This window comes from Enterobacter sp. BNK-16 (assembly GCF_048684955.1).
Lineage (GTDB): Bacteria > Pseudomonadota > Gammaproteobacteria > Enterobacterales > Enterobacteriaceae > Enterobacter > Enterobacter bugandensis.
This window is the reverse complement of the sequence record NZ_JBLQTQ010000002.1, coordinates 1-20,232: the sequence shown is the minus strand read 5'-3', so window position 1 is coordinate 20,232 and position 20,232 is coordinate 1. Positions and strand designations below refer to the sequence as shown.

At 51.8% G+C, this 20,232-nt stretch carries 26 protein-coding genes and 2 pseudogenes; 6 read left to right on the top strand and 22 right to left on the bottom strand.

Annotated features, from left to right (window positions below; all coding sequences use genetic code 11):
- Positions 1-44 precede the first annotated feature (44 nt).
- The 9 genes from ACMGGH_RS22915 to ACMGGH_RS22875 form a co-directional block, all read right to left on the bottom strand.
- Entirely contained in the window at positions 45-443 is a 399-nt protein-coding gene (locus ACMGGH_RS22915; RefSeq protein ID WP_420299230.1) for a hypothetical protein, read from the bottom strand.
- An 88-nt stretch (positions 444-531) separates the two neighbouring features.
- Positions 532-996 (bottom strand): hypothetical protein, encoded by a 465-nt coding sequence (locus ACMGGH_RS22910; RefSeq protein WP_420299229.1) that lies wholly within the window; start codon positions 994-996, stop codon positions 532-534.
- Positions 989-1,411 (bottom strand): MgtC/SapB family protein, encoded by a 423-nt coding sequence (locus tag ACMGGH_RS22905; RefSeq protein ID WP_420299228.1) that lies wholly within the window; start codon positions 1,409-1,411, stop codon positions 989-991. Before ACMGGH_RS22905 ends, ACMGGH_RS22910 begins: the two co-directional genes overlap by 8 nt.
- Complete coding sequence (locus ACMGGH_RS22900; protein WP_420299227.1) at positions 1,408-1,887, bottom strand: hypothetical protein; 480 nt, start codon at positions 1,885-1,887, stop codon at positions 1,408-1,410. Before ACMGGH_RS22900 ends, ACMGGH_RS22905 begins: the two co-directional genes overlap by 4 nt.
- A 13-nt stretch (positions 1,888-1,900) precedes the next feature.
- Complete coding sequence (gene traB / locus ACMGGH_RS22895) at positions 1,901-3,304, bottom strand: F-type conjugal transfer pilus assembly protein TraB (RefSeq protein WP_420299226.1); 1,404 nt, start codon at positions 3,302-3,304, stop codon at positions 1,901-1,903.
- Positions 3,301-4,041: a type-F conjugative transfer system secretin TraK gene (traK, locus tag ACMGGH_RS22890; protein ID WP_420299225.1), complete on the bottom strand. Its 741-nt coding sequence runs from the start codon at positions 4,039-4,041 to the stop codon at positions 3,301-3,303. The genes traB and traK overlap by 4 nt, the downstream gene beginning before the upstream one ends.
- A gap of 11 nt (positions 4,042-4,052) precedes the next feature.
- Positions 4,053-4,634, bottom strand: a complete 582-nt coding sequence (locus ACMGGH_RS22885; protein ID WP_420299224.1) for a TraE/TraK family type IV conjugative transfer system protein — start codon at positions 4,632-4,634, stop codon at positions 4,053-4,055.
- Between the two features lie 5 nt (positions 4,635-4,639).
- Entirely contained in the window at positions 4,640-4,942 is a 303-nt protein-coding gene (gene traL / locus ACMGGH_RS22880; RefSeq protein WP_015572087.1) for a type IV conjugative transfer system protein TraL, read from the bottom strand.
- 3 nt (positions 4,943-4,945) lie between these two features.
- A complete protein-coding gene (locus ACMGGH_RS22875; protein WP_015572086.1) occupies positions 4,946-5,299 on the bottom strand; it encodes a type IV conjugative transfer system pilin TraA in 354 nt (117 codons plus the stop codon).
- 195 nt (positions 5,300-5,494) lie between these two features.
- Between ACMGGH_RS22875 and ACMGGH_RS22870 the strand changes: the two genes are divergently transcribed.
- Positions 5,495-6,136, top strand: a complete 642-nt coding sequence (locus ACMGGH_RS22870; protein WP_420299223.1) for an Arc family DNA-binding protein — start codon at positions 5,495-5,497, stop codon at positions 6,134-6,136.
- Between the two features lie 38 nt (positions 6,137-6,174).
- Here ACMGGH_RS22870 and ACMGGH_RS22865 read toward each other — a convergent pair whose 3' ends face one another.
- Complete coding sequence (locus ACMGGH_RS22865; protein ID WP_023338043.1) at positions 6,175-6,561, bottom strand: relaxosome protein TraM; 387 nt, start codon at positions 6,559-6,561, stop codon at positions 6,175-6,177.
- 598 nt (positions 6,562-7,159) lie between these two features.
- On the opposite strand from ACMGGH_RS22865, the gene ACMGGH_RS22860 reads away from it, so the two are divergent.
- The gene (locus tag ACMGGH_RS22860) at positions 7,160-7,699 is read left to right on the top strand and encodes a lytic transglycosylase domain-containing protein (RefSeq protein WP_420299222.1); all 540 of its coding nucleotides are present in this window, start codon (positions 7,160-7,162) and stop codon (positions 7,697-7,699) included.
- Between the two features lie 28 nt (positions 7,700-7,727).
- On the opposite strand, the gene ACMGGH_RS22855 is transcribed toward ACMGGH_RS22860, so the two are convergent.
- The 10 genes and pseudogenes from ACMGGH_RS22855 to ACMGGH_RS22810 all read right to left on the bottom strand — a co-directional run bounded on the left by ACMGGH_RS22855 (position 7,728) and on the right by ACMGGH_RS22810 (position 13,987).
- Entirely contained in the window at positions 7,728-8,549 is an 822-nt protein-coding gene (locus tag ACMGGH_RS22855; RefSeq protein ID WP_420299221.1) for a DUF932 domain-containing protein, read from the bottom strand.
- 16 nt (positions 8,550-8,565) lie between these two features.
- Positions 8,566-8,859 carry a hypothetical protein gene (locus ACMGGH_RS22850; RefSeq protein WP_420299220.1) on the bottom strand — a complete coding sequence of 98 codons (294 nt, stop codon included), beginning with the start codon at positions 8,857-8,859 and terminating at the stop codon, positions 8,566-8,568.
- A 1,074-nt stretch (positions 8,860-9,933) separates the two neighbouring features.
- Positions 9,934-10,716, bottom strand: a pseudogene (locus tag ACMGGH_RS22845) (N-6 DNA methylase); the annotation flags it as partial.
- 40 nt (positions 10,717-10,756) lie between these two features.
- Positions 10,757-10,957, bottom strand: a complete 201-nt coding sequence (locus ACMGGH_RS22840; RefSeq protein WP_031494497.1) for a hypothetical protein — start codon at positions 10,955-10,957, stop codon at positions 10,757-10,759.
- Between the two features lie 87 nt (positions 10,958-11,044).
- Positions 11,045-11,506, bottom strand: a complete 462-nt coding sequence (locus ACMGGH_RS22835) for a hypothetical protein (protein ID WP_420299219.1) — start codon at positions 11,504-11,506, stop codon at positions 11,045-11,047.
- Between the two features lie 60 nt (positions 11,507-11,566).
- Positions 11,567-11,827 carry a hypothetical protein gene (locus ACMGGH_RS22830; protein ID WP_420299287.1) on the bottom strand — a complete coding sequence of 87 codons (261 nt, stop codon included), beginning with the start codon at positions 11,825-11,827 and terminating at the stop codon, positions 11,567-11,569.
- Between the two features lie 919 nt (positions 11,828-12,746).
- Positions 12,747-12,869, bottom strand: coding sequence for a type I toxin-antitoxin system Hok family toxin (locus ACMGGH_RS22825; RefSeq protein ID WP_223256846.1), 123 nt, complete (start codon positions 12,867-12,869; stop codon positions 12,747-12,749).
- A pseudogene (locus ACMGGH_RS22820) lies at positions 12,814-12,966 on the bottom strand (DUF5431 family protein); the annotation flags it as partial. The gene ACMGGH_RS22825 and the pseudogene ACMGGH_RS22820, both read right to left, overlap by 56 nt.
- 281 nt (positions 12,967-13,247) lie before the next feature.
- On the bottom strand, positions 13,248-13,733 hold the full coding sequence (locus tag ACMGGH_RS22815) for a GNAT family N-acetyltransferase (RefSeq protein WP_420299218.1): 486 nt from the start codon (positions 13,731-13,733) through the stop codon (positions 13,248-13,250).
- Positions 13,721-13,987: a DUF1778 domain-containing protein gene (locus ACMGGH_RS22810; protein WP_012540086.1), complete on the bottom strand. Its 267-nt coding sequence runs from the start codon at positions 13,985-13,987 to the stop codon at positions 13,721-13,723. The genes ACMGGH_RS22815 and ACMGGH_RS22810 overlap by 13 nt, the downstream gene beginning before the upstream one ends.
- A gap of 402 nt (positions 13,988-14,389) precedes the next feature.
- Between ACMGGH_RS22810 and ACMGGH_RS22805 the strand changes: the two genes are divergently transcribed.
- Positions 14,390-15,226, top strand: coding sequence for a sugar phosphate isomerase/epimerase family protein (locus ACMGGH_RS22805; RefSeq protein WP_021468894.1), 837 nt, complete (start codon positions 14,390-14,392; stop codon positions 15,224-15,226).
- Between the two features lie 49 nt (positions 15,227-15,275).
- Here the strand turns inward: ACMGGH_RS22805 and ACMGGH_RS22800 are convergent, their stop codons facing one another.
- Positions 15,276-16,259, bottom strand: a complete 984-nt coding sequence (locus ACMGGH_RS22800; RefSeq protein ID WP_021468895.1) for a LysR family transcriptional regulator — start codon at positions 16,257-16,259, stop codon at positions 15,276-15,278.
- Positions 16,260-16,366: 107 nt separating this feature from the next.
- Here ACMGGH_RS22800 and ACMGGH_RS22795 point away from each other — a divergent pair, with 107 nt between their 5' ends.
- The 3 genes from ACMGGH_RS22795 to ACMGGH_RS22785 all read left to right on the top strand — a co-directional run bounded on the left by ACMGGH_RS22795 (position 16,367) and on the right by ACMGGH_RS22785 (position 19,746).
- Positions 16,367-17,503, top strand: a complete 1,137-nt coding sequence (locus tag ACMGGH_RS22795) for a metallophosphoesterase (protein WP_046887548.1) — start codon at positions 16,367-16,369, stop codon at positions 17,501-17,503.
- Between the two features lie 204 nt (positions 17,504-17,707).
- Positions 17,708-18,910, top strand: coding sequence for an MFS transporter (locus ACMGGH_RS22790; RefSeq protein ID WP_420299217.1), 1,203 nt, complete (start codon positions 17,708-17,710; stop codon positions 18,908-18,910).
- A complete protein-coding gene (locus ACMGGH_RS22785; RefSeq protein ID WP_420299216.1) occupies positions 18,907-19,746 on the top strand; it encodes an SDR family NAD(P)-dependent oxidoreductase in 840 nt (279 codons plus the stop codon). The genes ACMGGH_RS22790 and ACMGGH_RS22785 overlap by 4 nt, the downstream gene beginning before the upstream one ends.
- Positions 19,747-19,876: 130 nt before the next feature.
- On the opposite strand, the gene ACMGGH_RS22780 is transcribed toward ACMGGH_RS22785, so the two are convergent.
- Positions 19,877-20,232, bottom strand: a 356-nt coding sequence (locus ACMGGH_RS22780) for an SDR family NAD(P)-dependent oxidoreductase (protein ID WP_420299215.1), incomplete at its 5' end; no start/stop codon positions are given.

The window sequence follows — 20,232 nt, the reverse complement described above, 5'->3', positions numbered from 1 at the left end:
CGGTTGGTAATTCAGGGTTATGTGTAAATGGGCGGATTTATGGCTTAAAAGGAAAAGCGGTTAATGAAGATGACCACAAATTGCAGGCTAAAACTAAGCAGGACACAGGTATAAAACCATTCTATCGACAGAAAATGCAGGTTCATTTGCATGAAGCCATATACGATGATGACAAAAGGCGCGATGAGCCAGGGCGTGAGGGCTCCTGCATACACCATCCAGCCGTCCTCGTTATCACCTAAGATTCCCGCACTGCCCGCGATGATACCCATGCTCACGAGCAGAAAGATTCGCCATGTGGAAAAGTCTTCGTCACCGAGTCCCTTCAAATTAAGAGCCGCCCATACCGTCATTTCTGCCGCATAAATAAGCACCAAAAAAAAGACATGTCGGTGGTCATACAGGATTTTGAGTAATGCAGAACGGCCCCTGATTGCAGACATAAACACTCCAGTGAAATACAGGGTTGTGATGATGAGGTGATACAAGCCGGTGAGAGTAATCAGCAATACGAATGCCGCTTTGCTGTTCTCACTTGCCCCCGGGCTCTGTCTCGCGGTCTGGATTGTTGTGGAGAAATTTCAGGTCAGGTTTCTTTTCTGGCCAGACAGACCTCGCTTCCAGCTGATACCAGTTTCTGACGTTGCTTACCGTGAGGCCTTCCTTTTCGGTCTGACGCTTCAGGTGCTCCCAGGCGGGAAGGTTCAGGGGTTCATACTCAGAAAGTATCCTGTCAAATACCTCCTCCCAGCTTTCGTTGAAGCGGGGGACAATCCGGCTGCATATCCATTGAGTCAGAAATAGCCAGGCAATCAGGAAACCCAGCGCCCACAGTGATGAGCAGTACGAAAGAACCGGTCCCACTGCACCGATAAATATGACAATTCCCAAAAAGATGTACCTGCTTCCTGACGGAGTTGGCCGGCCAGCCTCCCATCCAGCAATATGCATCCGCATTTTCCTGAGCTGGCTGTTATTACGCTCTTCATCACGCATTACGGCTTCCCCCACGAAGAGCGGCATCAGAAATGGCGCTGAACTCCGCGTCCAGCCACTGTCTGAGTTCTTCCCGTGTCAGCTCATCCTTGTGAAAAACAGAAACGGCCAGGGTGCGCATGGCATCAATATCAAGCGGCTCATATGCCCGAATTTTCCTCTGTATTTTTTCTTCCCATGCTTCACCAGCCTGTAACAATCCGGCGAGAAGAAAAGCTATTCCAATAGCAATGGAAGCCACGGTAAACCTCTGATTGCCTGAACAGAAGCTAAAAATCAACATCCCTGTAGCGACTAATACCCCTACCAAAAATATCCAGTGGGGTTTTGTGTTTTTTCCTGCAGACCAGTTTTTCCAGTCCCGTTCAATACCCCTCAGAAAACTAATACGGTCATCTATGCGTGGTCCCTTCATTTGCCCTCCTCATTACATTCGGCCTTCTGGTCAGACTCCTGTTTATCCAGCCATTTAGTGAAGCTGTAGCGTTGCTGCTCATCTCGCTGACGCTCGAAAAGCGCACGCGCTTCTTTTTCGTCTTTGAGCCATGCAGCAATGTCATCAGGCTCTATTACCCTCTTCTCCTTCACTGTGAGGCATAGTTTTTCGAACGCGTCTTTATCTATCGGGCTAACCGACTGTAATGCCTGATTGATTCGGCCTTCCCAGCTATCGGGAGCGTCCATTTTGCCAGACGATGCCGCGAACAAGATGAGGGCGACAACCATGCCCATAAAGATAAAACCAGGCTGCTGATAAAAAACACCGTAGAGAAAAAAGCTGGCCGGTATAGCTGCTGCGCACCAGAATATCCGGTACTTATGTAGCTTTTTCCCGGCGCGCCATTTCTTCAGGTCTTCTTCGATAACATCCAGCTGGGTTTTAAAAAACATATGCAGCTTCTCCTTAGTTGATGGTGTCACCGAGGCGCAGCTGACTGGCCTGACGGAGAACGTCATCCGGGTTGATGTTGCCGACTGAGGTGGTACTGGATGCGGTGGTCTGGCTCGCCGGCTGCGGAGTCACGGCGTTCTGCGCGGCGTTGCCGGCTTTCTGCAGTTCCTCCTTCGCCTTCACGTCCTCAGCATCCTCGATGGTTTCAAGGCGGAAACCCTTCTGGAACACAACAGTAACCAGGTTGCCGGCACCAATATCAATTACCGGGTGATACTGCTCAGCGCGCTTAATCCAGTACTGGCTCAGCGTATCTGCGGCCTTACTGGCTCCGCCGCCAAAGCCCTGCTTAAACACATCTGCCGCGCCAACGTCAGCTGTGGCACCGAGGCCGACAGATGGCGTTGCCGCCGATTTGATACCCTCGCCAAAGCCAGACAGGAGGCCTGCTGCCCCCGCATAGCCGACAATCATGCCGTTTCGCATAACAGGCTTGCCGCGAACGCCGCCTTTCCCCTGGTAGCTGACATGGCCATCGAACTCCATATCGACGTGCTTGCCGTTCTTCAGCACACAGCTGAGTGATTTCGTCCGGACAACGCCACGCTCACTGGAGATATCACCCCAGATTTCACCCACCACAAAGCAGCCGTCGGCGCTGTACTCTTTGTTGTTCGGCATCTGAATATTGCCCAGCAGGCGGATGGTGACGGGCTGGGTGTTCTGCTGACCGGTGACGCTGGCGTTGGCGTCAGCGCCTTCAATCAGGATGGCATCGGAGAACGAACCCGACGGAATCCAGGGGAGTTTGGTTGGCTTTTTCTTCAGGCTTTCATAGCTGAATTTTGTGGTCGACAGCCCGCCCGTCATACGCTGGCCTGAGCCGCCCGGATAGAACCCTACGCCCTGCCCCATGTTGACACCAGTGGCGGCCGGTGTGCCTGAGGGGGTGACAGTGTATTCGGGAGGTCGGGCCTGACCGGCAGCAACGGGACCGGGGAGTGGTGTTCCGTTCTGGCCGGCAGGTGGTGTCTGCTGGCCAGTGGTCGTGTTGCTGCCGGGGGCTTTCGTTAGCTGGTCATTCAGGCGCTGAATTTCTTCATCCTTTTTGGCCAGTTGTTGCTCGGTGGTGAGCTTGTTCTGTGCAAACTGCTGGGTGAGCGTGGCGAGCTTGTCCTCAAGTGCGGAGGTCTTGGCCTGCTGCTGTGCCAGTGCGGCATCATTAACCTGCTGGTTAAACGCTGCCGTGACCACGCCAGTCATGTTTGGGGTGGCGACCGGTGCGGGGTGTTTCTGTTCCTGCTGATGTTGCCCGTACCAGATAACGCCGCTCGTGGCGGCGGCGCCTCCCACGATAACGGCGGCAAGAATGGCCAGCTGTTTGCGCCGGGTTTTCAGGTTTTTATTCAGACTCATGGGCGGGTGTCTCCGTCATCTGAAAACACAATCCAGGCGTAGCCTTCGCCATCGGCATAAAGCTGGTTCTGCGACAGCATCACGGCCCGGACGCCCTTGCGCCAGAAATCGCGCTCGCGCAGGCTGCGTGTGATGCTGCCCGGGTTGCTCATCCGGAAGCGCACAACGCGCAGGTGGTTACCAACAAACTGGCGTTCCGGTGTCAGGCGTACATCACTGGCGGGTGTGTATGCAGGCATGCGGCTGACCGGATACTCCTGGTAGTCGTCCGGCACCTGACCGTTGACTACGGCGCGGGACAGTGCGACCAGTGTTTTTTCGTAGGTCTGCCCTTCTTCCCATGCCTTCGCATCGTCGTTCTTGCGAAGTGGTGGTGACATTGGGGTGAAGCGCAGTGTTTTGCCGTTACCCGGCTGTGGCCTGATGTTAAGGCTCAGGGATGAGCCGCGGTCGGTCTGAATAAACAGCGTGAAATTCTGGCTGACAAGTGGAGACAGAATAAGTGCTCCGTCGTCGGTCTGGCTCTGGTCATAGGCACCGGTTGGTCCGCTGATGCTGGTAATGAGTTCTCCGTCGACAACAACCTTGCTCGGGTTGGTGTTGCTGAGAGTGACGTTAAAGGCGGCGTCGTTCTCAAACGGAATGGCTGCGGGTGCGGAAGCGGCCCGGAGGCCGCTGTTAAATAATCCCGCTGCCAGAAACACAGCAGCAGCTGCCGGTGAAATACGAAATTTCATGGGCAGTCCTGTCAGTTGGTGGTGGATACCGGCTGGAGTTCTTCGAAGCTGTGGAGGTTAATCACACCGTTCTCATAACTCAGTTTCAGGCGGTAGGTTTTTTCCTGGTCTTTCATTGGCGTGATGATTACGCCGTTAGTGGTGGAGGACTTCAGAACCCCGCTGTACTGCACGGAGCCATCATCCATGACGCGAATTTCTTTCGTGTCGAACTGGGTGGAAATGCCCGCTTTCCTGATGCGTTCAGCTTCAATGTCCAGAGCTTTCTTGAGTTCGTCCCGTTCGTCGGAAGGGACGAATCCAAGAATCATTTTCTGGTTGGTGTCGATGTTTTCTGGGGTGACGTTCAGTCGCCAGTAAATAAAAGAGGCGGCGAATTGTGTCAGGCCTGGGGCATCGACACCTTTTGAATCTGATGCGAAGGGGTGATTAAATGTTAATGGTGTGGTAATGGTTTTCTGGGTGGTGGCAAAATACCATGCAAGCGAACCTGTCAGTACGTTACCGGCCCCCATAAGTAAAGTTAAAGCTGAAAGACCAATAAACGCATAGCGGATTTGTTTATCGCGCTCTCCTTTAATATTCAGCTTCATGAAAACTATGCCCTCCAGTGCCGGAAACTAGAATCAGGTATCTGGCGAAAGGTTACTTTGAATAAAAGTGATGGCAGGTGCCAGTAACAGAAATTAAGTAACCAGTACGACCCCTGCCCTTTTTTCAGATATCTGACGATGAACCAGAGGATTCCCGCTATAACGCCAAGTTCAACTGACAGGTTGTTAAGCACCCCCAGAACAATAAGGGGTGCGGTAACAATTAACTCATCAATTGGCAAACCTAAATAGCGGTCCTGCTGGTTCATTGTTTCCGGGAAGTTGTATTTATCCTCCTCCCCGCTCATCGTTTAACTCGCGATGCCGAAGGCTACACGGGTAAAGATGATTGCCATTACGATACCGACGAATACCAGCGGTGAGCGGGCCTTGATGTAAATAAACAGGCCCATGATGATTTCGGCAATGTAAAACCATTTAATCAATGAAGAGCCAGAACCGAAGGTGGAATTAACCGTGGTGTTCTGTGAGGAAAGAAGGTCGGTGCCGCCAGCGAATGCCGGGTGAGTGACCATAAGTGCAATTAAAAAAGCGCCTGCTGACTTTAAGTAAAATTTAGTCTGGCGATTTTCGCGTGCTTTGCGGAATAAAGACGCTACCGCCCATCCCTTACCGACGTTAAGGGCACTACCTTTGGTTAACATGTTTGTTTTCTCCGAAGTAAACAAAAGTGAATCGCGTAAGTGCTTGTTTACGCGGGCGCAATTGTCCCATGACCCTAAAAAAAAAAACTGTGACGCATGTCACATTTTTTGGAATCATTCAGATTTATCCGAATATGTAAGTGAGTAGGCTTTGTTGACCAGAAAGTACGGAAATGGCCTCCGGGATCTATAGCTATGAAAGTTAAAGAGAAAATGTGGGGTGGTCGCGGCCGTCCACGTAAGTTCCAGCCGGGTGAAGCTGTGGAGTGGCGATTGCGCGCTCCGGATAATCTGCTTATGGAGCTGAGAATATGTGCCAGAGCTGGCAACAGGAGTGTGAATGAGGAAATTATTGCCAGGCTTTTGTTGTCGCTGAATTATCAGCCGGGTAAGTCTGTGATTAAAACAGCGGAGGGAGAGAGGCTCATTGCGCTGGCGGTGAGATTTGAGGAATGGCTTGTAAAATTACTTGATGGTGAATCCGTTGATGCTGTGAAGAAAGTTAATGTCCCGCTCAAGCAAGAGCAATTGTGGATGTGGCGTGAGGGTGAAAGGATTTTGCTTCCGGGTAAAACAACAGGATATAGCATGCGTATTCCTGAGAACCTTGCGGATGAAATTAGGGCAATGGCGAAGGTGCATAACCGTAGTCTGAATGACGAAATGCTCACCCGCCTGATGAATACGCTGGGTTATTTCACGGAAAGGTTACTTGACCAGAACGAGGATGCGCAGGCACTTAAAGTTCTTTGTATGGAGTTCGAGGTGTTCCTGAAGGAGAAAATAAGGGAGGTGGAGAAAAGTGACCTTCCCTGGGATGAAAAGCCGTCTCAGTGATCGATTCTGGCCGGAGTGTTCCGGCCAAAGAAGTTATTTTACCCTGCCAGGAAGTGGTCTTTTTCGGCTTTATCTTCCGCATCGTTAATTGCACTGATGTTGGTGTTTATGAGCTCTTCCAGTTTCACGCCAGAGTCGGGACCTTTGAGTGTAACGAAGATGTCAGAGACAAGGGCAGTCAGAATCATAATACCTTCTCGTGACCCGGAGACTTTCTTTATAAGGTCGCGCCTAAAACCATCCAGGTCAAATGAGCTTCCTTCTTCTTTCGATTTGTAAACCATTAGCCCAAGGCGTACTAATTCGTTGACTATCGAAGAGTAGTTCATCTCAGAAGAGGTGGCCCCTTTCTGTAGCTCTATTTCAAGAATATCATGTATTTCGCGGTCAATTTTGTCTTTAAAGTAAATGTTCTTTCTTGGCATAATAGTTTCTCGATGTTCTAATGCAGTGCCTGATGCGGCACTGCAATGGCGAACTTTAACAGCTATCCGTGGTGCAGGGTTCTGGTAACCAACTGATTTTATATATGACTCATCCCTAAATATGTGTGCTAATCAGGCACTACGGTGTGTGTGCATTAGGCACTATGATGTGTGTGGTTCAGGCACTATCTGCTTTTAACTTACTCTATTAATTGAATACACACAATCCCCACACTTCAGAGTGCTGTATTAGCACACATTGCAGTGCCTGATTAAGCACTGCAATGTGTGTTAGTCCACACACCTTAATCGCACATACTCAAAAATTACGAAATAAAACACACATCATGCCACTGAATTTAAAGAAAAAATCTGCAAGACGAAGTCTTGCGTGGGGTGTGATGTTTTAAGGGGTTAGTAAAGAGCGGCATGTTAATACCGTCTACTGCTCTGACATGTTTATTTCGGACAGGTGTTATATCCCCTCAGGAGAGCGCTCACGCGCGTTTGTAGTGAATTAACTTGATTACGACGATCCGCCGGGGTATTTTTTAAGGCGACTCTCCAGAGTCCGTGTATTTCGTTAAAAGGCCAAACCATGAAAATATCGATACTGCCTGCGGCATTACTGACCCTTTCCATGTCTGCTGGCGCAGCTCCACAAATGTGCTTTGATCAGGCCGGGAAAGATTATCAAATTGATCCACTGCTGCTTATGTCAATTTCGATTAAAGAGAGCCATCTGGTACCGGATGCGATAAATGGATCAAACAGGAATGGGACAGAAGATGTCTGTGGTATGCAGGTAAACAGCTCTCATTACGGTAAACTTAAAAACTTCAATATTACCCGTGAGCGCCTGTTGAATGATCCATGCATCTGCGTTTATACGGGGGCATGGGTACTGGCGCACAACTTCAGGTCATACGGAAAAAACTGGGACAGTGTGGGGATGTATAATACGGGGCCGAGCAAAAAGCTCATCGCGAAGCGCAAGGCCTATGCTCAGGATATCAAAAATATATATCGCGTATTGCTGGCAAGAAAAAAGTTACTTTCTGAACGTCTGGCGCCAGCTGTAGGAAAGGAGCATGAGATTAAAATTGCGGATACGGCCTCGTTACATAGCGGACAGTAAAAAGCCGCTCTGTTGAGCGGCTTAATTTTCAGGCCTTCAGTTTTGCAAACTCCTCAGCCATTTTCCATAGAACCTGATTTAATTTGATGTCACCATCAATTCCGGTGACTTCCCGCGTTCTGGTCAACTTCCCTTTTTGCGTTCTGCCACGAATCCCCCCACGGATCACATTTTCCTGCACCACGTTAAACGTGGTCCATAAATCCTGGCCTCTGTCGAGTACCCGGCGGGGGTTAATAATTTGCTCCGGTGTAATCGGCGCTGGTTTTCCATCATACTTAAGTTCCAGGGCGGTCGCACCAAAAAGTCGCTGCTCAGGCAAAGTAAGCTGAATGCTTTTCATGAGGTCAATATTTTCATCAACCGCGTCAAATGTTTTCAGCACTGTGTAAGCGCCTTCAATAACCTGCCCGACAATATCCCCTTTGTGGGGTACGCGGATTTCACCAAAATCCTTCCATGCAACCAGACCATTACTGCAAACCTGACGGAACATACCGGGGATCATTTTATAGCTGCTTGAACCATCATGGCTATTCAGCAGAATAATTTCCGGTACTTCTTTCCCGTTAATCTGGTCATGACGACGCAGGCGAAGCATATGTTTTGTAAATTCGCGTTTATCCTGGTCACGTGTGCGTGACTGCGCTGCATAATACGGCTGAAACCCTTCATCACGTAAACGGTCAAGAATGTTTATGGTCGGGATATATGTATAACGTTCAGAGCGTGAATCGTGTTTATCCGATGAGAACGCGCTTGGAACGATGAGCTGTAATTCCTCATTCGTCAGCGGACGGTCTTTGCGGATCGAGGTAGGCATACGATAGCGGCTTGCGAAACTGACCATTTTTATTTACTCCTGATTATTTAGTTAGTGATGAAGGAATAACGCGGTGAAAATTATCCAGCGGCATTGCAGCTGCCACCGGGCGACCATCTAAAACCCAGACAGAGATATAATCCGGGCATTCGTCATTAATTAACGTCAGCTCAGTGGCATTCTCTGGCGGCGTAAAAATTACCGGTTGTGGCTCCCCTTCCGATGCTGCCAGGACCCAGCAAAACAGATCCGTGAACTGGGACGTGGTGAGGTTTGAATCACATCTTCCGGTAGATTCTTGAGCGGCGGTTTTGACGTTGACGTTTCGTGTGTGCATCCTGGTTTTCTCCTGTGGTGATGGTGTCCATCTCCCTGGTGAGTTCTCTCGCGGCAAAGGGCAAAAGAGCAACGGCAGGGCGGCAGGAGAAGGGCGGAGACTAAAGTTTTTGCGGCACGCAAAAAGTTTTGGCGGAGTGCATTTCACCCTTCGGATGACGACCCGACGGTGCTACGACCAGCCCTCCGCGTGAGGACGCACGGGGGATGGCTTCACCGGGGGAACAGGATGCACACACCCGACACGTCGGAACGGCGTGGCGCCATTAAAGCGACGGCATCAGCCGGCGCGGTGAAGGCGTTCCGGACGGCACGGCCGGAGAAGCCGCAGCCTTTGACCTTTGCCATCAGACCCTAGCCGTATGGCCCGAAACCCGCAGGGGTTCGGCGGAGCCTGGCGGGTGCGCAGCGGCCGCCCTGGCGGAGTGGGGCTCGACGACCGGACAGCAGCGCTGGCCGGGAGCCGAAGGGGGCCATCGCCCTGCCCTGTTTTCGGGGTATGGCCACGGAGCTTCAGCTGAGCAAGTTAACCAGCAGGACGACGGTTATGATTACAGGCAAGGAGAGAAACACGGCAACGGGGAAAAGCAGGAGCGCCGGAGGCGCTTTCGCCCTCCCCGTTTCCCCGAAGGGGAAAAAGGGTTTGTGCGGTTGCCCTGATGGCATGCACCAGGGCACAGACTCCCGATCAAACTGGTTCTTCGCTGTCACCCCCATTTTCCTGCTCATAATGCATCACGGCCATATTCAGCAGGGCATTAAATCCATCGATACCCGCCCCGTCCGGATCGCACTGTTCGCACAGGTGCAGAAGATTGGCCAGAAAATCCGTGATGACGGTTTGCACGCTTTCGCTTTCCCTATTCAGCCCGGTTTTACGGGCGAAGTTCCAGAGCACATCAGCAGCCAGCGCGGCGTGATCATCGTTGCTGCGAATTTTTAGCGGTTCAGGCTGGTCTTTCAGGCGTTCTGCCAGCGTCTCCAGCACGGTCGCCGGAACAGCGTTTAGTGTGTTGCTTGTCATTTTCTCTCTCCCTGCGGCAGGTCTGCCCTGCCGCTCTGTCAGTCTGGCGGCCACGGTGGCCAGAAAGTTTTTCATAGCTTCGAAACGGCTGCGGAACTCCAGACGTCCCTGCCAGTCATTGAAGTAATAAACGGGGGTATAACGCACGTGATTTGCTTTCAGGGTCAGCGTATTACCGGTCACGACTTTCGCAGGGATACCCAGCAGTGACAGCTGGATAAAGGCCATATCAGCTACCATCGGATCGATATCTGTGCAGGTGGCATACAGCTGTTCTGACGGGTTATATCCCGCTTCAGTCATCCAGTATGCAAAGGCAATGACCATACCGGCGCTACCACAGGCAGGCTCATCGAGCATCATCCAACCCTCACGATTTATCGTCTCCTGAGCGCCGGGCATGAGTAATCCGGCCATCAGGCGGGAGATGGAGGACGGAGAGAAATACTGCCCCATTTCGTCCGCGCCCAGCTCCTGCTCCATATACAGAGCGCCGAGGAAATCATGTATTTCACCCGCCAGCCCCTCCACCAACAGGCAGAACAGCTGGTTCATGGCGTCTAAATCGGACGGTTCATAACGTTTGCAGATCAGATAGTTACTTTCCATACCCTCTGGCGTGCGCACCCGAGCCACATCCAGCTGGCTGGCAGCAAGCTGGATAAAGTCGCGGAACACTTCGGAACGGCGCATATGTTTCGCAGTCTGACGGAAGACACTGGCGAACTCTCTACGCGCCTCAGCTGGCGACAACATTCGGGCAGGAGCAGAAGCCCGCGTCAGCGCCTCTGCCTGCTCAGACAGGAACAGGGATTCAAAACTCAGTTGTGACATGGTTTCTCCTTACCGGCCGCCCGCGGGCGGCCGTCTCCTGTTAAGCCAGTCCAAGCGCCGGGTAGACGCTGACAGCCAGACCACAGTCAGCATCGGCGGCGTAGCCCGTTTCGGCATTTACCACGGACAGGAACGGCTGCCACTGTGAGAAACGCAGCGCGGGTACTCGTGCGCGTTTTCCGGCGCGGAGGGCATTTACAAATGCCTTCGCCTGTGCAACAGTTTGCGGGTCAAATTTCACGATCAATCTCCTTACTTTGGTTGTGATTGCCGGTTCACCGTTGCTGCGGCTACCCGGCGTTGAGAAAGCAGGGGCAACCCTGCTTTTTTAATGCGCTGAATTCAGCGGTGCATCGAGACAGAAACGGGCGATCACGACCCCAATCAGCTCCCGGTGATGGCGGGTGTGCAGGTCATGGCACTCAAAGAAACGCGCGCCATACCGGACGAAAATCGCGGTCACATCCCCGCCCGTAAACTCCATCGATTTGAACGACTCCCCGCCATACCCTCTGCACCAGTCCATTGGCGGCAGCGTTTCCAGCTGGCCGATGTACCGGGCCTCGGTGATTTCCACCCAGGGACGGCGATAGCCGTCATTCTGCTTTTCCTGTACCAGAGTCGCGGGGATCAGCTCCGCATCCGGATAGAGACGGCGCAGGGATTCCAGCGTTATCGCTTCACGCTGAGTCACCCACTGCCCTTCCAGCTGGGTTGCGCGGTCATAAACGGCGTTATGAGACGGAACGAAAAAGGCCATTGGTGTAGCGGTTGGAGTATTAACGTTCATGTTTCTGGCTCCTGTCTGATGAGGTTCCGTGCGGCGGCAGCCGCACGGGGTGAACCGTGTTTAAATGTCGATACCTGCGCGCTCGATCAGGCGCACAAACTGTTTGAAGTGGTCAGCTTCTGCCACATGGATATGGCGTAACTGTTTATCGACGCCGCTGCTGAGGGCGTAGAAATAGGTGCAGCGCATCGTTTCTGGGCAGCGTCTGCGCAGTTTCTTCAGCTCAGCAAGGCTGCTGAACTCCAGAACGTCCGATTCCTCTTCTGAGTTTTTTTTCGTCTCAGCGACGAGGATCGTGTACGACACGGTTTTTCCCCCCATCTTTCTGGAAGATTCTTGAGCGGCGGTTTTGACGTTGACGTTTCGTGTGTGCATCCTGGTTTTCTCCTGTGGTGATGGCTGGCCATCTCCCTGGTGAGTTCTCTCGCGGCAAAGGGCAAAGGAGCAACGGCGAAGGGAGGAAGGAAAGGGGCGGAGACTAAAGTTTTTGCGGCACGCAAAAAGTTTTGGCGGAGTGCATTTCACCCCTTGGATGACGACCCGACGGTGCTACGACAAGCCCTCCGCGTGAGGGCTCACGGGGAGGCTTCACCGGGGGAACAGGATGCACACACCCGACACGTCGGAACGGCGTGGCGCCATTAAAGCGACGGCATCAGCCGGCGCGGTGAAGGCGTTCCGGACGGCACGGCCGGAGAAGCCGCAGCCTTTGACCTTTGCCATCAGACCCTAGCCGTATGGCCCGAAACCCGCAGGGGTTCGGCGGAGCCTGGCGGGTGCGCAGCGGCCGCCCTGGCGGAGTGGGGCTCGACGACCGGACAGCAGCGCTGGCCGGGAGCAGAAGGGGGCCATCGCCCTGCCCTGTTTTCGGGGTATGGCCATGCAGCTGCAGCTGAGAAAGTTAACCGTCAGGACGCAGGATATGACGCCAGGGATAAAGAAAATCGGGCACACCAGGCTGAAGCCAGGTATGAGCAGATAGCTCACGGAGTTACGAATTCAACAAAATCAGGCAGGAGGGAGGATCAGTCAGAGGGAGCAGAGGGGCAGCGCCGGAGGCGCGTCCCCCTTCCCCCGTTCCCCGAATGGGAACAGCCCTTCCCGGAGGTTCAGGCGTGCGGTCGCGTCGGGAAGGAAAAAGGGGCTACCGGCGAACCGGCAACCCCTTCATAAAGGCGCTTCAGGCATATCAGGCCAACTCAGCTCCTGAAAAGGCGGGGTTTCCCCCGCCTCCAGGTTGCTACTTACCGTTGGATTCGTAAGCCAGGCTTGCCGCGACCTCCCTGTCCCCGTCCTTTAGCCGGAGTTCGCATAAGCGGTTCCGGGTCAGGCATGTGAATATTAAGAGCGTTATACACACGATTAATACGCACCAGATAAGGGCGTTTCGCGGCAGTTTCATGGTTTACTCCTCCTTGCAAATTGCACGGTAAGAGGCCATACTGGTGTTGACTAGACATTCAGTGGGCCTCGTGGTGTACTGACCCCAAAAAGTTGGACAGATTAACCGAGGCATCAGAGAAAGAGTCCATTTAATATATGGGCTCTTTTTTATTTTCTGCTAACACTAAATAAACTATTCCGTAACCGAATTATCCATACCGCCGCTTCCTTCCTTTCGCCTTACAGTCTCATCAATAACTGTTCGTCATCTTCTTTCGTGAAGCGTTTCTACTGAATTAACATTAGACGCACCATCCGATCCTCGCTCGTATCAGTTTGATCGTAATAGTCTTCGCGTTTATTGAGGCAGTTTAAGGAATAATGTCCGTTGCTGAGTTTGTGATGGCTTGAAACCATGGTGAATGTAGAAATTGTTAGCTTCTTCGGTGAGTGCGTGAACCATAATTGCACGTACACCAATATTCTCGGCAACCCGATAGCAACGAAGCACTGCATCATGAAGTAAATCAGCACCAAGCCCTTTTCCGCGAAAAGAGAGATCGACTGCAAGACGGGCAAGTATGATGACAGGGATGGGATCTGGCATGTTACGCCGAAGATTGCCTGTCGCTTCTGTATGGTTGACGCTCCCGGTGGCCAGAGAGTAAAAACCGGCTACTTGCTTTGTGTCTTTCTTACACACTACAAACGTTCTGGCCGCTCCGAGAGCCTGGTTTTTGAGGCCTTTCTGCTTTAACCAGTCATCCAGAACAGTTTCACCGCAAACGAACTCTGCCACCTGATGAAAGCTGGATAAAGGTTCTGGTGCTGTTACACGTCCCACTGAGGTTTCCTTGCCAGGAGTTTATCTATGGCAGGGTCATCTGCTACAGGGGCATCAAGCATGTCGATGAACTCTGCATATTGTTCATCGTTAAAATTAAAGACCCGACGATCGAGGATCACATTCTCGGCGGCCTGACAGGCCATTTCCAGAATGAAGTCTGTTCGTGATTTGTGAAGAATTTCCGCAGCAGCATCAATGAGTGCCCGTTGTGATTCCTTGGCTCTAAGATTAAGTTGAACATCTGATTTCATAAGACACCTCTGTATAGCATTTGCTTTACAAGCATAGCATAACCATCACGTATAGCAAACGCTATACATCATTAAGTCGTGGTTTTCCATTTTTAAATACTGATGTCCGCTTTGTGCCAGGAACGGACGTTAAGCACGAACCCTAATGGTTAATGGGCGAGGTGATACCCCAAATTAGAGACATCAACCCCATAGCCGACCTGTATATTCAGCGACCTCTGTAATGGAGCTGGATTACTGCTGCTGATAGATATTTAACAAAAATGTTAAATAAATTAACTTTTACTGATTATCAGGGAAAATTTCTTTCAGTGATTTAGTTCACATTTTTATGGATGCTTGTTGTATTAAAAATCTGCCAAATTATATTTTGTAATCGATTACTTTTTGATGAGAACGATAATGATTAAAAACTCGATTTTTTGTGGTGTCCTTATGATGGCAAGTATGGTGGGGTATGCCCGTACCGAAGCGCAGGACGATATTGCTATTCAGATGTACACGCTTAGAAATGTTGGTGATACCGATGCGCAGTTTGCCATGGCTAAAAAAGCGGGATTTTCACATGTCGAACTTGTCGGTGATCATCACCTGGATTTACCGACAATGCAGGAAACGTTAAAAAAATATCAGCTTAACGTTATTGCATCGCATGTACAGCTATCAGCTCTTGAGAACGAGCGCGAAAAAATTGTTGCGTTTAACAAAGGCATAGGAAACTCTCACCTCGTTGTCCCATGGATTGAGGTTAATGAACGACCTACGACAAAACAGGGATGGATAGATTATGCCAGGAGGCTTGATCGTATGGGGGAGGCGTTAAGAAATGAAGGAATGTCGTTGTCTTACCATAATCATAACTTTGAGATGAAGAAGTATGATGATGTAACAGCCCTGGATTTGATTATGAAGCACACCCATAAAAATAATCTTAGCCTTGAGCTTGATGTGGCATGGGCTGCACGTGGAGGACAGGATCCTGCGTCAATAATTGCAAGATATTCAGGACGCGTCTATGCGATTCATGCAAAAGATAACGCTGCTATCGGGATTCGTGATGACGAAATGAATTTCACTCCGGCAGGTGAAGGTTTGCTGGAATGGCGCTCAATCATCAGTGCGGGGAGAAGCAGTGGGGTTGAGTGGTATATTGTTGAGCATGACGCGCCAAAAGATCCCTGGACTATCATTACGACCTCACGTCATAACCTTAAGGAAATGCTCCAAAAACATCCCTAACAGGTTATGAACACCAGGCTCAGGTGATTTGCGGATCCCTGAGTCTGATTCAGGCTGAAACTGCGTGTGTTAGTTCTATTTCTTCTCTCAGAATTTCGATGAGTTCCTTTAATCCCTGGGGAACTTGTCTGTGACCTGGATAGTACAGATACATCGGCTCTTCCAGAGGAGCCCATTCCGGAAGAACAATCCTGAGTCTGCCTTCACGAATATCATCACGCACCCGGTCTTCGAGGCAGTAAGCAATACCCACGCCAGCTAATGCCATTTCAATTGCCAGCGCCGTTTCGCTCACACAGAGCTGCCCCCTGACGTCAACTACGCGATAGTCTTCTCCTTTACGGAATTCCCATTTGTAGATGACGCCCTGCCCGGTTCGCAGCTGAATGCAGTCATGCAGGCGCAGATCCTCAGGCACGGCAGGTGGGGTATGCTGATAAAGATAGCGTGGCGATGCCACCGCCACCCATCTGAGCTCTCCCCCCAGTCGGACTGCAACGAGATCTTCAGGAACGGTTCCGCCAAAGCGTATCCCGGCATCAAATCCTTCCTGGACGATATCGACCATTCTGTCATCAACGCTGATTTCGAGTTCCACTTCAGGGTATTTGCTGATAAAGCGCGGAAGATGTCGCGCCATGATGAGGCGTGCTCCGTCACTCAGCACATTAAGCCTGAGCTTTCCAACGGGCCGATCGCGCATGCGGTTAATTTCCTCAAGCGCGTCGCCTATTTCTTTAAAGCCTGTTTCAAGACGCAGAGCAAGGCTTGCGCCCGCTTCGGTCGGAGAGACCGTACGGCTTGTTCTGTTCAACAACCTGACACCCAGGCGCGTCTCGAGATTGCGTATTGTATGGCTCAGCGCAGAGGTGGTGATCCCCAGTTCTATGGCGGCCCTGGTAAAACTGCGCCTTTTCTCAGTGATAAGAAATGCGTTGAGCTCAGCAAGATCGCTTCGGGTGAGCGTTGTAGACAGTCTGGAGGACATGGCGTTAAACCGTTGATTAAAATTCAATGCAATGTCAAATGACATTGCATTAAATCGTTCCTGAAGGATGGTAAGTTTAGATTCATTCAACAAAACGTTGCAACCCGCTGCCACGGCAAACTAACAGTTTTTCATTCCCGGGAGATTTCCGCGTGTTTCATATCTGGACCCTCATTCCAGCGCTTTACGTGCTGTTTCGTTTTATCAGGCCGCTTCCCGCCCCGGTTTCGGTAAAAATAGCCGTCGCAGGCACAATGATTGTGGCCTGCGAGTTTCATCTGCTCACGAAATTATTTACGGGGAATATGTTTTCTCCCGAGATACCAAAACCGTTGCTGCTGCTTACTACCGGGCTTTTCGGTATGACCGTTTTTATGGCAGTCCTGTTAGTACTGCGTGACCTATTCTGGATATTACACCGACTGGTATCAGGACGCCGGATGAAATGGCATACGGCTTTCTGGTTTATCCTGCCTGTTCTGGCGGCCATGCTTACAGCGCTGGCCCTGAAAAATGGTACAGCGGTTCCTGAAGTGAAAAAGATAGACGTCACGCTCAGGAGCCTGTCCCCCCGTTTTGAAGGTTACCGGATAGTTCAACTGACGGATTTGCACGCCAGCAGACTGCTGCCGCGAAGCTGGATACAGGATGTTGTTACCCGCACCCGTGAGCTCGATGCGAATATGATTGTGGTTACCGGGGATATGATTGATGGCTGGCCAGAAGCGCGTTTCTCCGACATTGAGCCGCTTGGAAAGTTGCGGGCTGAGGACGGCGTTTTTGCCGTAACGGGCAATCATGAATATTACTTCGGCGCTGAAAACTGGATCCAGACCTTTGAAAAACTGGGCCTGCATTTTCTTAATAATGCCGGTTACCGTATAAACCGTGGCAGCGACTCGCTGTATCTGTCGGGCGTGACGGATGCCGTTGCGCCATCATACGGCCTGCCGGGTCCTGATCTGTCCCTGGCCCTGAAATTTTCCCGCCCGGGTGAAACAGTCATCCTTCTTGACCACAGGCCTGAAAATGCTGACGAGGCCGCAGAAAGCGGAGTTAGCCTTCAGCTTTCCGGACATACTCACGGCGGTATGATTGCTGGTCTGGACAGGCTGGTCGCATCGGCTAATAACGGTTTTGTATCCGGGCTCTACGAAACAGGGACCCTGAAGCTTTACGTCAGCAACGGTTCCGGCATATGGAACGGTTTTCCCTTCCGGCTTGGGAAACCTGCAGAAATAACGCTTATCACACTGCATGGCGAAACCAGCAATAGAATTGTTGAATAATACTCATCGTTACTGACTATCTGATTCATCAATAACCGAAAGGAGGCGTTTATAGTTTATTTCAGTTCAATATACCACTGCCTGTTGCCGTTCTTTCCGGAACGTTGTGACTCATAAGCTGCACATAGCTGAGAGCCGTTACCCGACAGATAGCGGTTCTTCTTTTTTGCAGCCGGCAGTGAACGGGATCAGGAATTATAGTCAATGTCTGAACAAACGCTTTCACGGCAGGATGAACGTATTCATCCGCCTGTGGGTCTTTTTCCGGCCATGCTTGCGCTGGGCGCGGGCGGATTGTGCATCGGAACGGGCGAGTTTGCGCCCATGAGCCTCCTGCCGGATCTTGCGCGGGGAACCGGCGTTTCAATCCCTGCCGCGGGAGGCTATATCAGTGCCTATGCTGCAGGCGTTGTGGTCGGTGCCCCTGCGATCGCGGTACTTTGCGCGCGCCAGGCCCGTAAAAACCTTCTGCTGATATTGTTAATTATTACACTTGCAGGCTATGCCCTGAGCGCTCTGGCCATGGGCTATAACTCCATGTTCGCAGCCCGCTTTATTTCTGGTATGCCTCATGGCGCCTGGTACGGCGTTTCCGCGCTCGTGGCGGCTTCAATGGTCTCGCCACAGCACAAAGCCCGGTATATCGGTTACGTAATGCTGGGACTGGCCGTAGCGAACGTTGCCGGCGTTCCGCTTGTCACATGGGCGGGCCAGACGCTGGGCTGGAGGATCTCTTTCTGGATGGTGGCAGCGGGCCTGGTGCTGACGTCCATAATGGTTATGCTTTTTGTTCCATCCGTGGCGGCCGACAGGTCCGCTTCACCGCTCAAGGAACTTGGCGCGCTGAAGAGCCCACAGATCCTGATGACGTTTGCCGTCGCTTCAGTCAGCTTTGCGGGCATGTTTGCCGTGTACAGCTTTATCACCCCGGCGCTGACGAAAGCTGCCGGGTTTTCAACCTCAGCCGTGCCATGGATCCTGGTTCTCTGGGGGGCGGGCATGGTTGCCGGCAACATTATCGGTGGCAGGCTGGCGGACATTGTGCTGATCCCATCCATATTTGGCATCATCGCCTGGAACATCGTCTTTCTGGGCCTGTTTTCCCTTACGGGCACACTGCAGACCCCGGTTCTCATCGTGCTGTTTATGCTCGGGTGCGGATTTTCGCTCGTGCCGGCGCTTCAGGCCCATATGATGAACATTGCCGGTGAGGCACAGACTCTGGCGTCATCCCTGACGCACAGCGCGTTTAATATTTCCAATGCACTTGGCGCAGCTGCTGGCGGTTTCGTTATCGCTTCGGGAGGAAGCTGGATCTCTACGGGATGGGTTGGGGCTGCTTTTTCCCTGTTAGCACTTCTTCTTATGTTCTTATCGGTACGCATTACTGACGGGAGTAAATCATGAACGATAAAGTCATCAGGACAGGTAACGTTGCCGTAATAACCGGCGCGGCGAGAGGGATTGGCGCTGCGGCGGCAAGGGAGCTGGCACGAAAGGGCATGAAGCTTTGTCTTTTTGACCGGAACAGACAGGCGCTCGAGCAGCTGGCCGGCGAACTGGAGGCTGAAACGCTGCTGGTCACTGGCGACATTACCCGTGATGAAGATCTCCAACAGCTCAAGTACACCGTTTACAGCGCCTGGGGGAAAGTAAATCTGCTGTTTAACAATGCCGGCGTGAAAATAGCTGCCGGCGCCTGTGATTCACCAACTCTCTGGCGACAGCAGATGGAGGTAAACCTGCTGTCCATGGTTGCCACACAGCATATTTTTCTGCCAGAAATGTTAAAAATGGATGAGAAGGGTGCGATCGTTAACCTGGGCTCGAAGGAAGGTATTACGACCCCACCAGGGTTCGCAGCCTATAACGCCTCAAAGGCAGCCGTAAAGGTGCTGACGGAGCAGCTGTCTCATAAGCTTGTGAAGGAAACCGGCACAAGGCTCACCGCTCATCTTCTGGTGCCAGGCTATACCTGGACCGATATGAACGATCCTGGCATGAACGAGCGCAGCGGTAACAAGCCCGATGAAGCGTGGACGGCTGCGCAGGTTATTGATTATTTCCTCCCGCGCTTTGAGCGGGGTGACTTCTACGTCATCTGCCCTGATAACGCCGTTACCAGCGAGATGGATGCTAAGCGTATCCTCTGGGCCGCCCAGGATATGCTGGACAACCGCCCGGCCCTGTCGCGCTGGCATCCTGACTGGAAGACGGCTTTTGAACGCTGGATGAAAAGCTGATGTGTCATCGGTAGCCTGCTCTGGGGCAGGTTGCCTAAAAGATGAAATGAGGCCGTCAGCAACCATGCTTTTGGCATTGTATTTATGCTGTTGAAAGAGGCGCCGGGCTGATGCCCGGCGCCGTGCGGATTTACTTTTTCGTGGCAGAATCGGGTTCAGAAATGATGCGGTGACGCTGAGCCTTGTGTGACTCACTCATCATTCTGTTCATCACCTCGCCCTCATACTCGGCATACTCACTACCATAGACAAATTCATGTCCTGTCATCAGGGCATACCAGGCACGTTTTGCCACTTCTTTCGGATCGTCCTTTTTCATCGAACCTACGGTCGTGCTGGCCTGTCCTGCATTTTTGAAGAAATTGGTCTCCGTTGCCCCAGGCATCAGAAGCGTCATTGATACACCGCTACCCATCAGCTCGTTACGTATAGCGTAAAAGAAGGAGTTTACGAAAGCCTTTGACGCCCCGTAAACCGCTTCGAAAG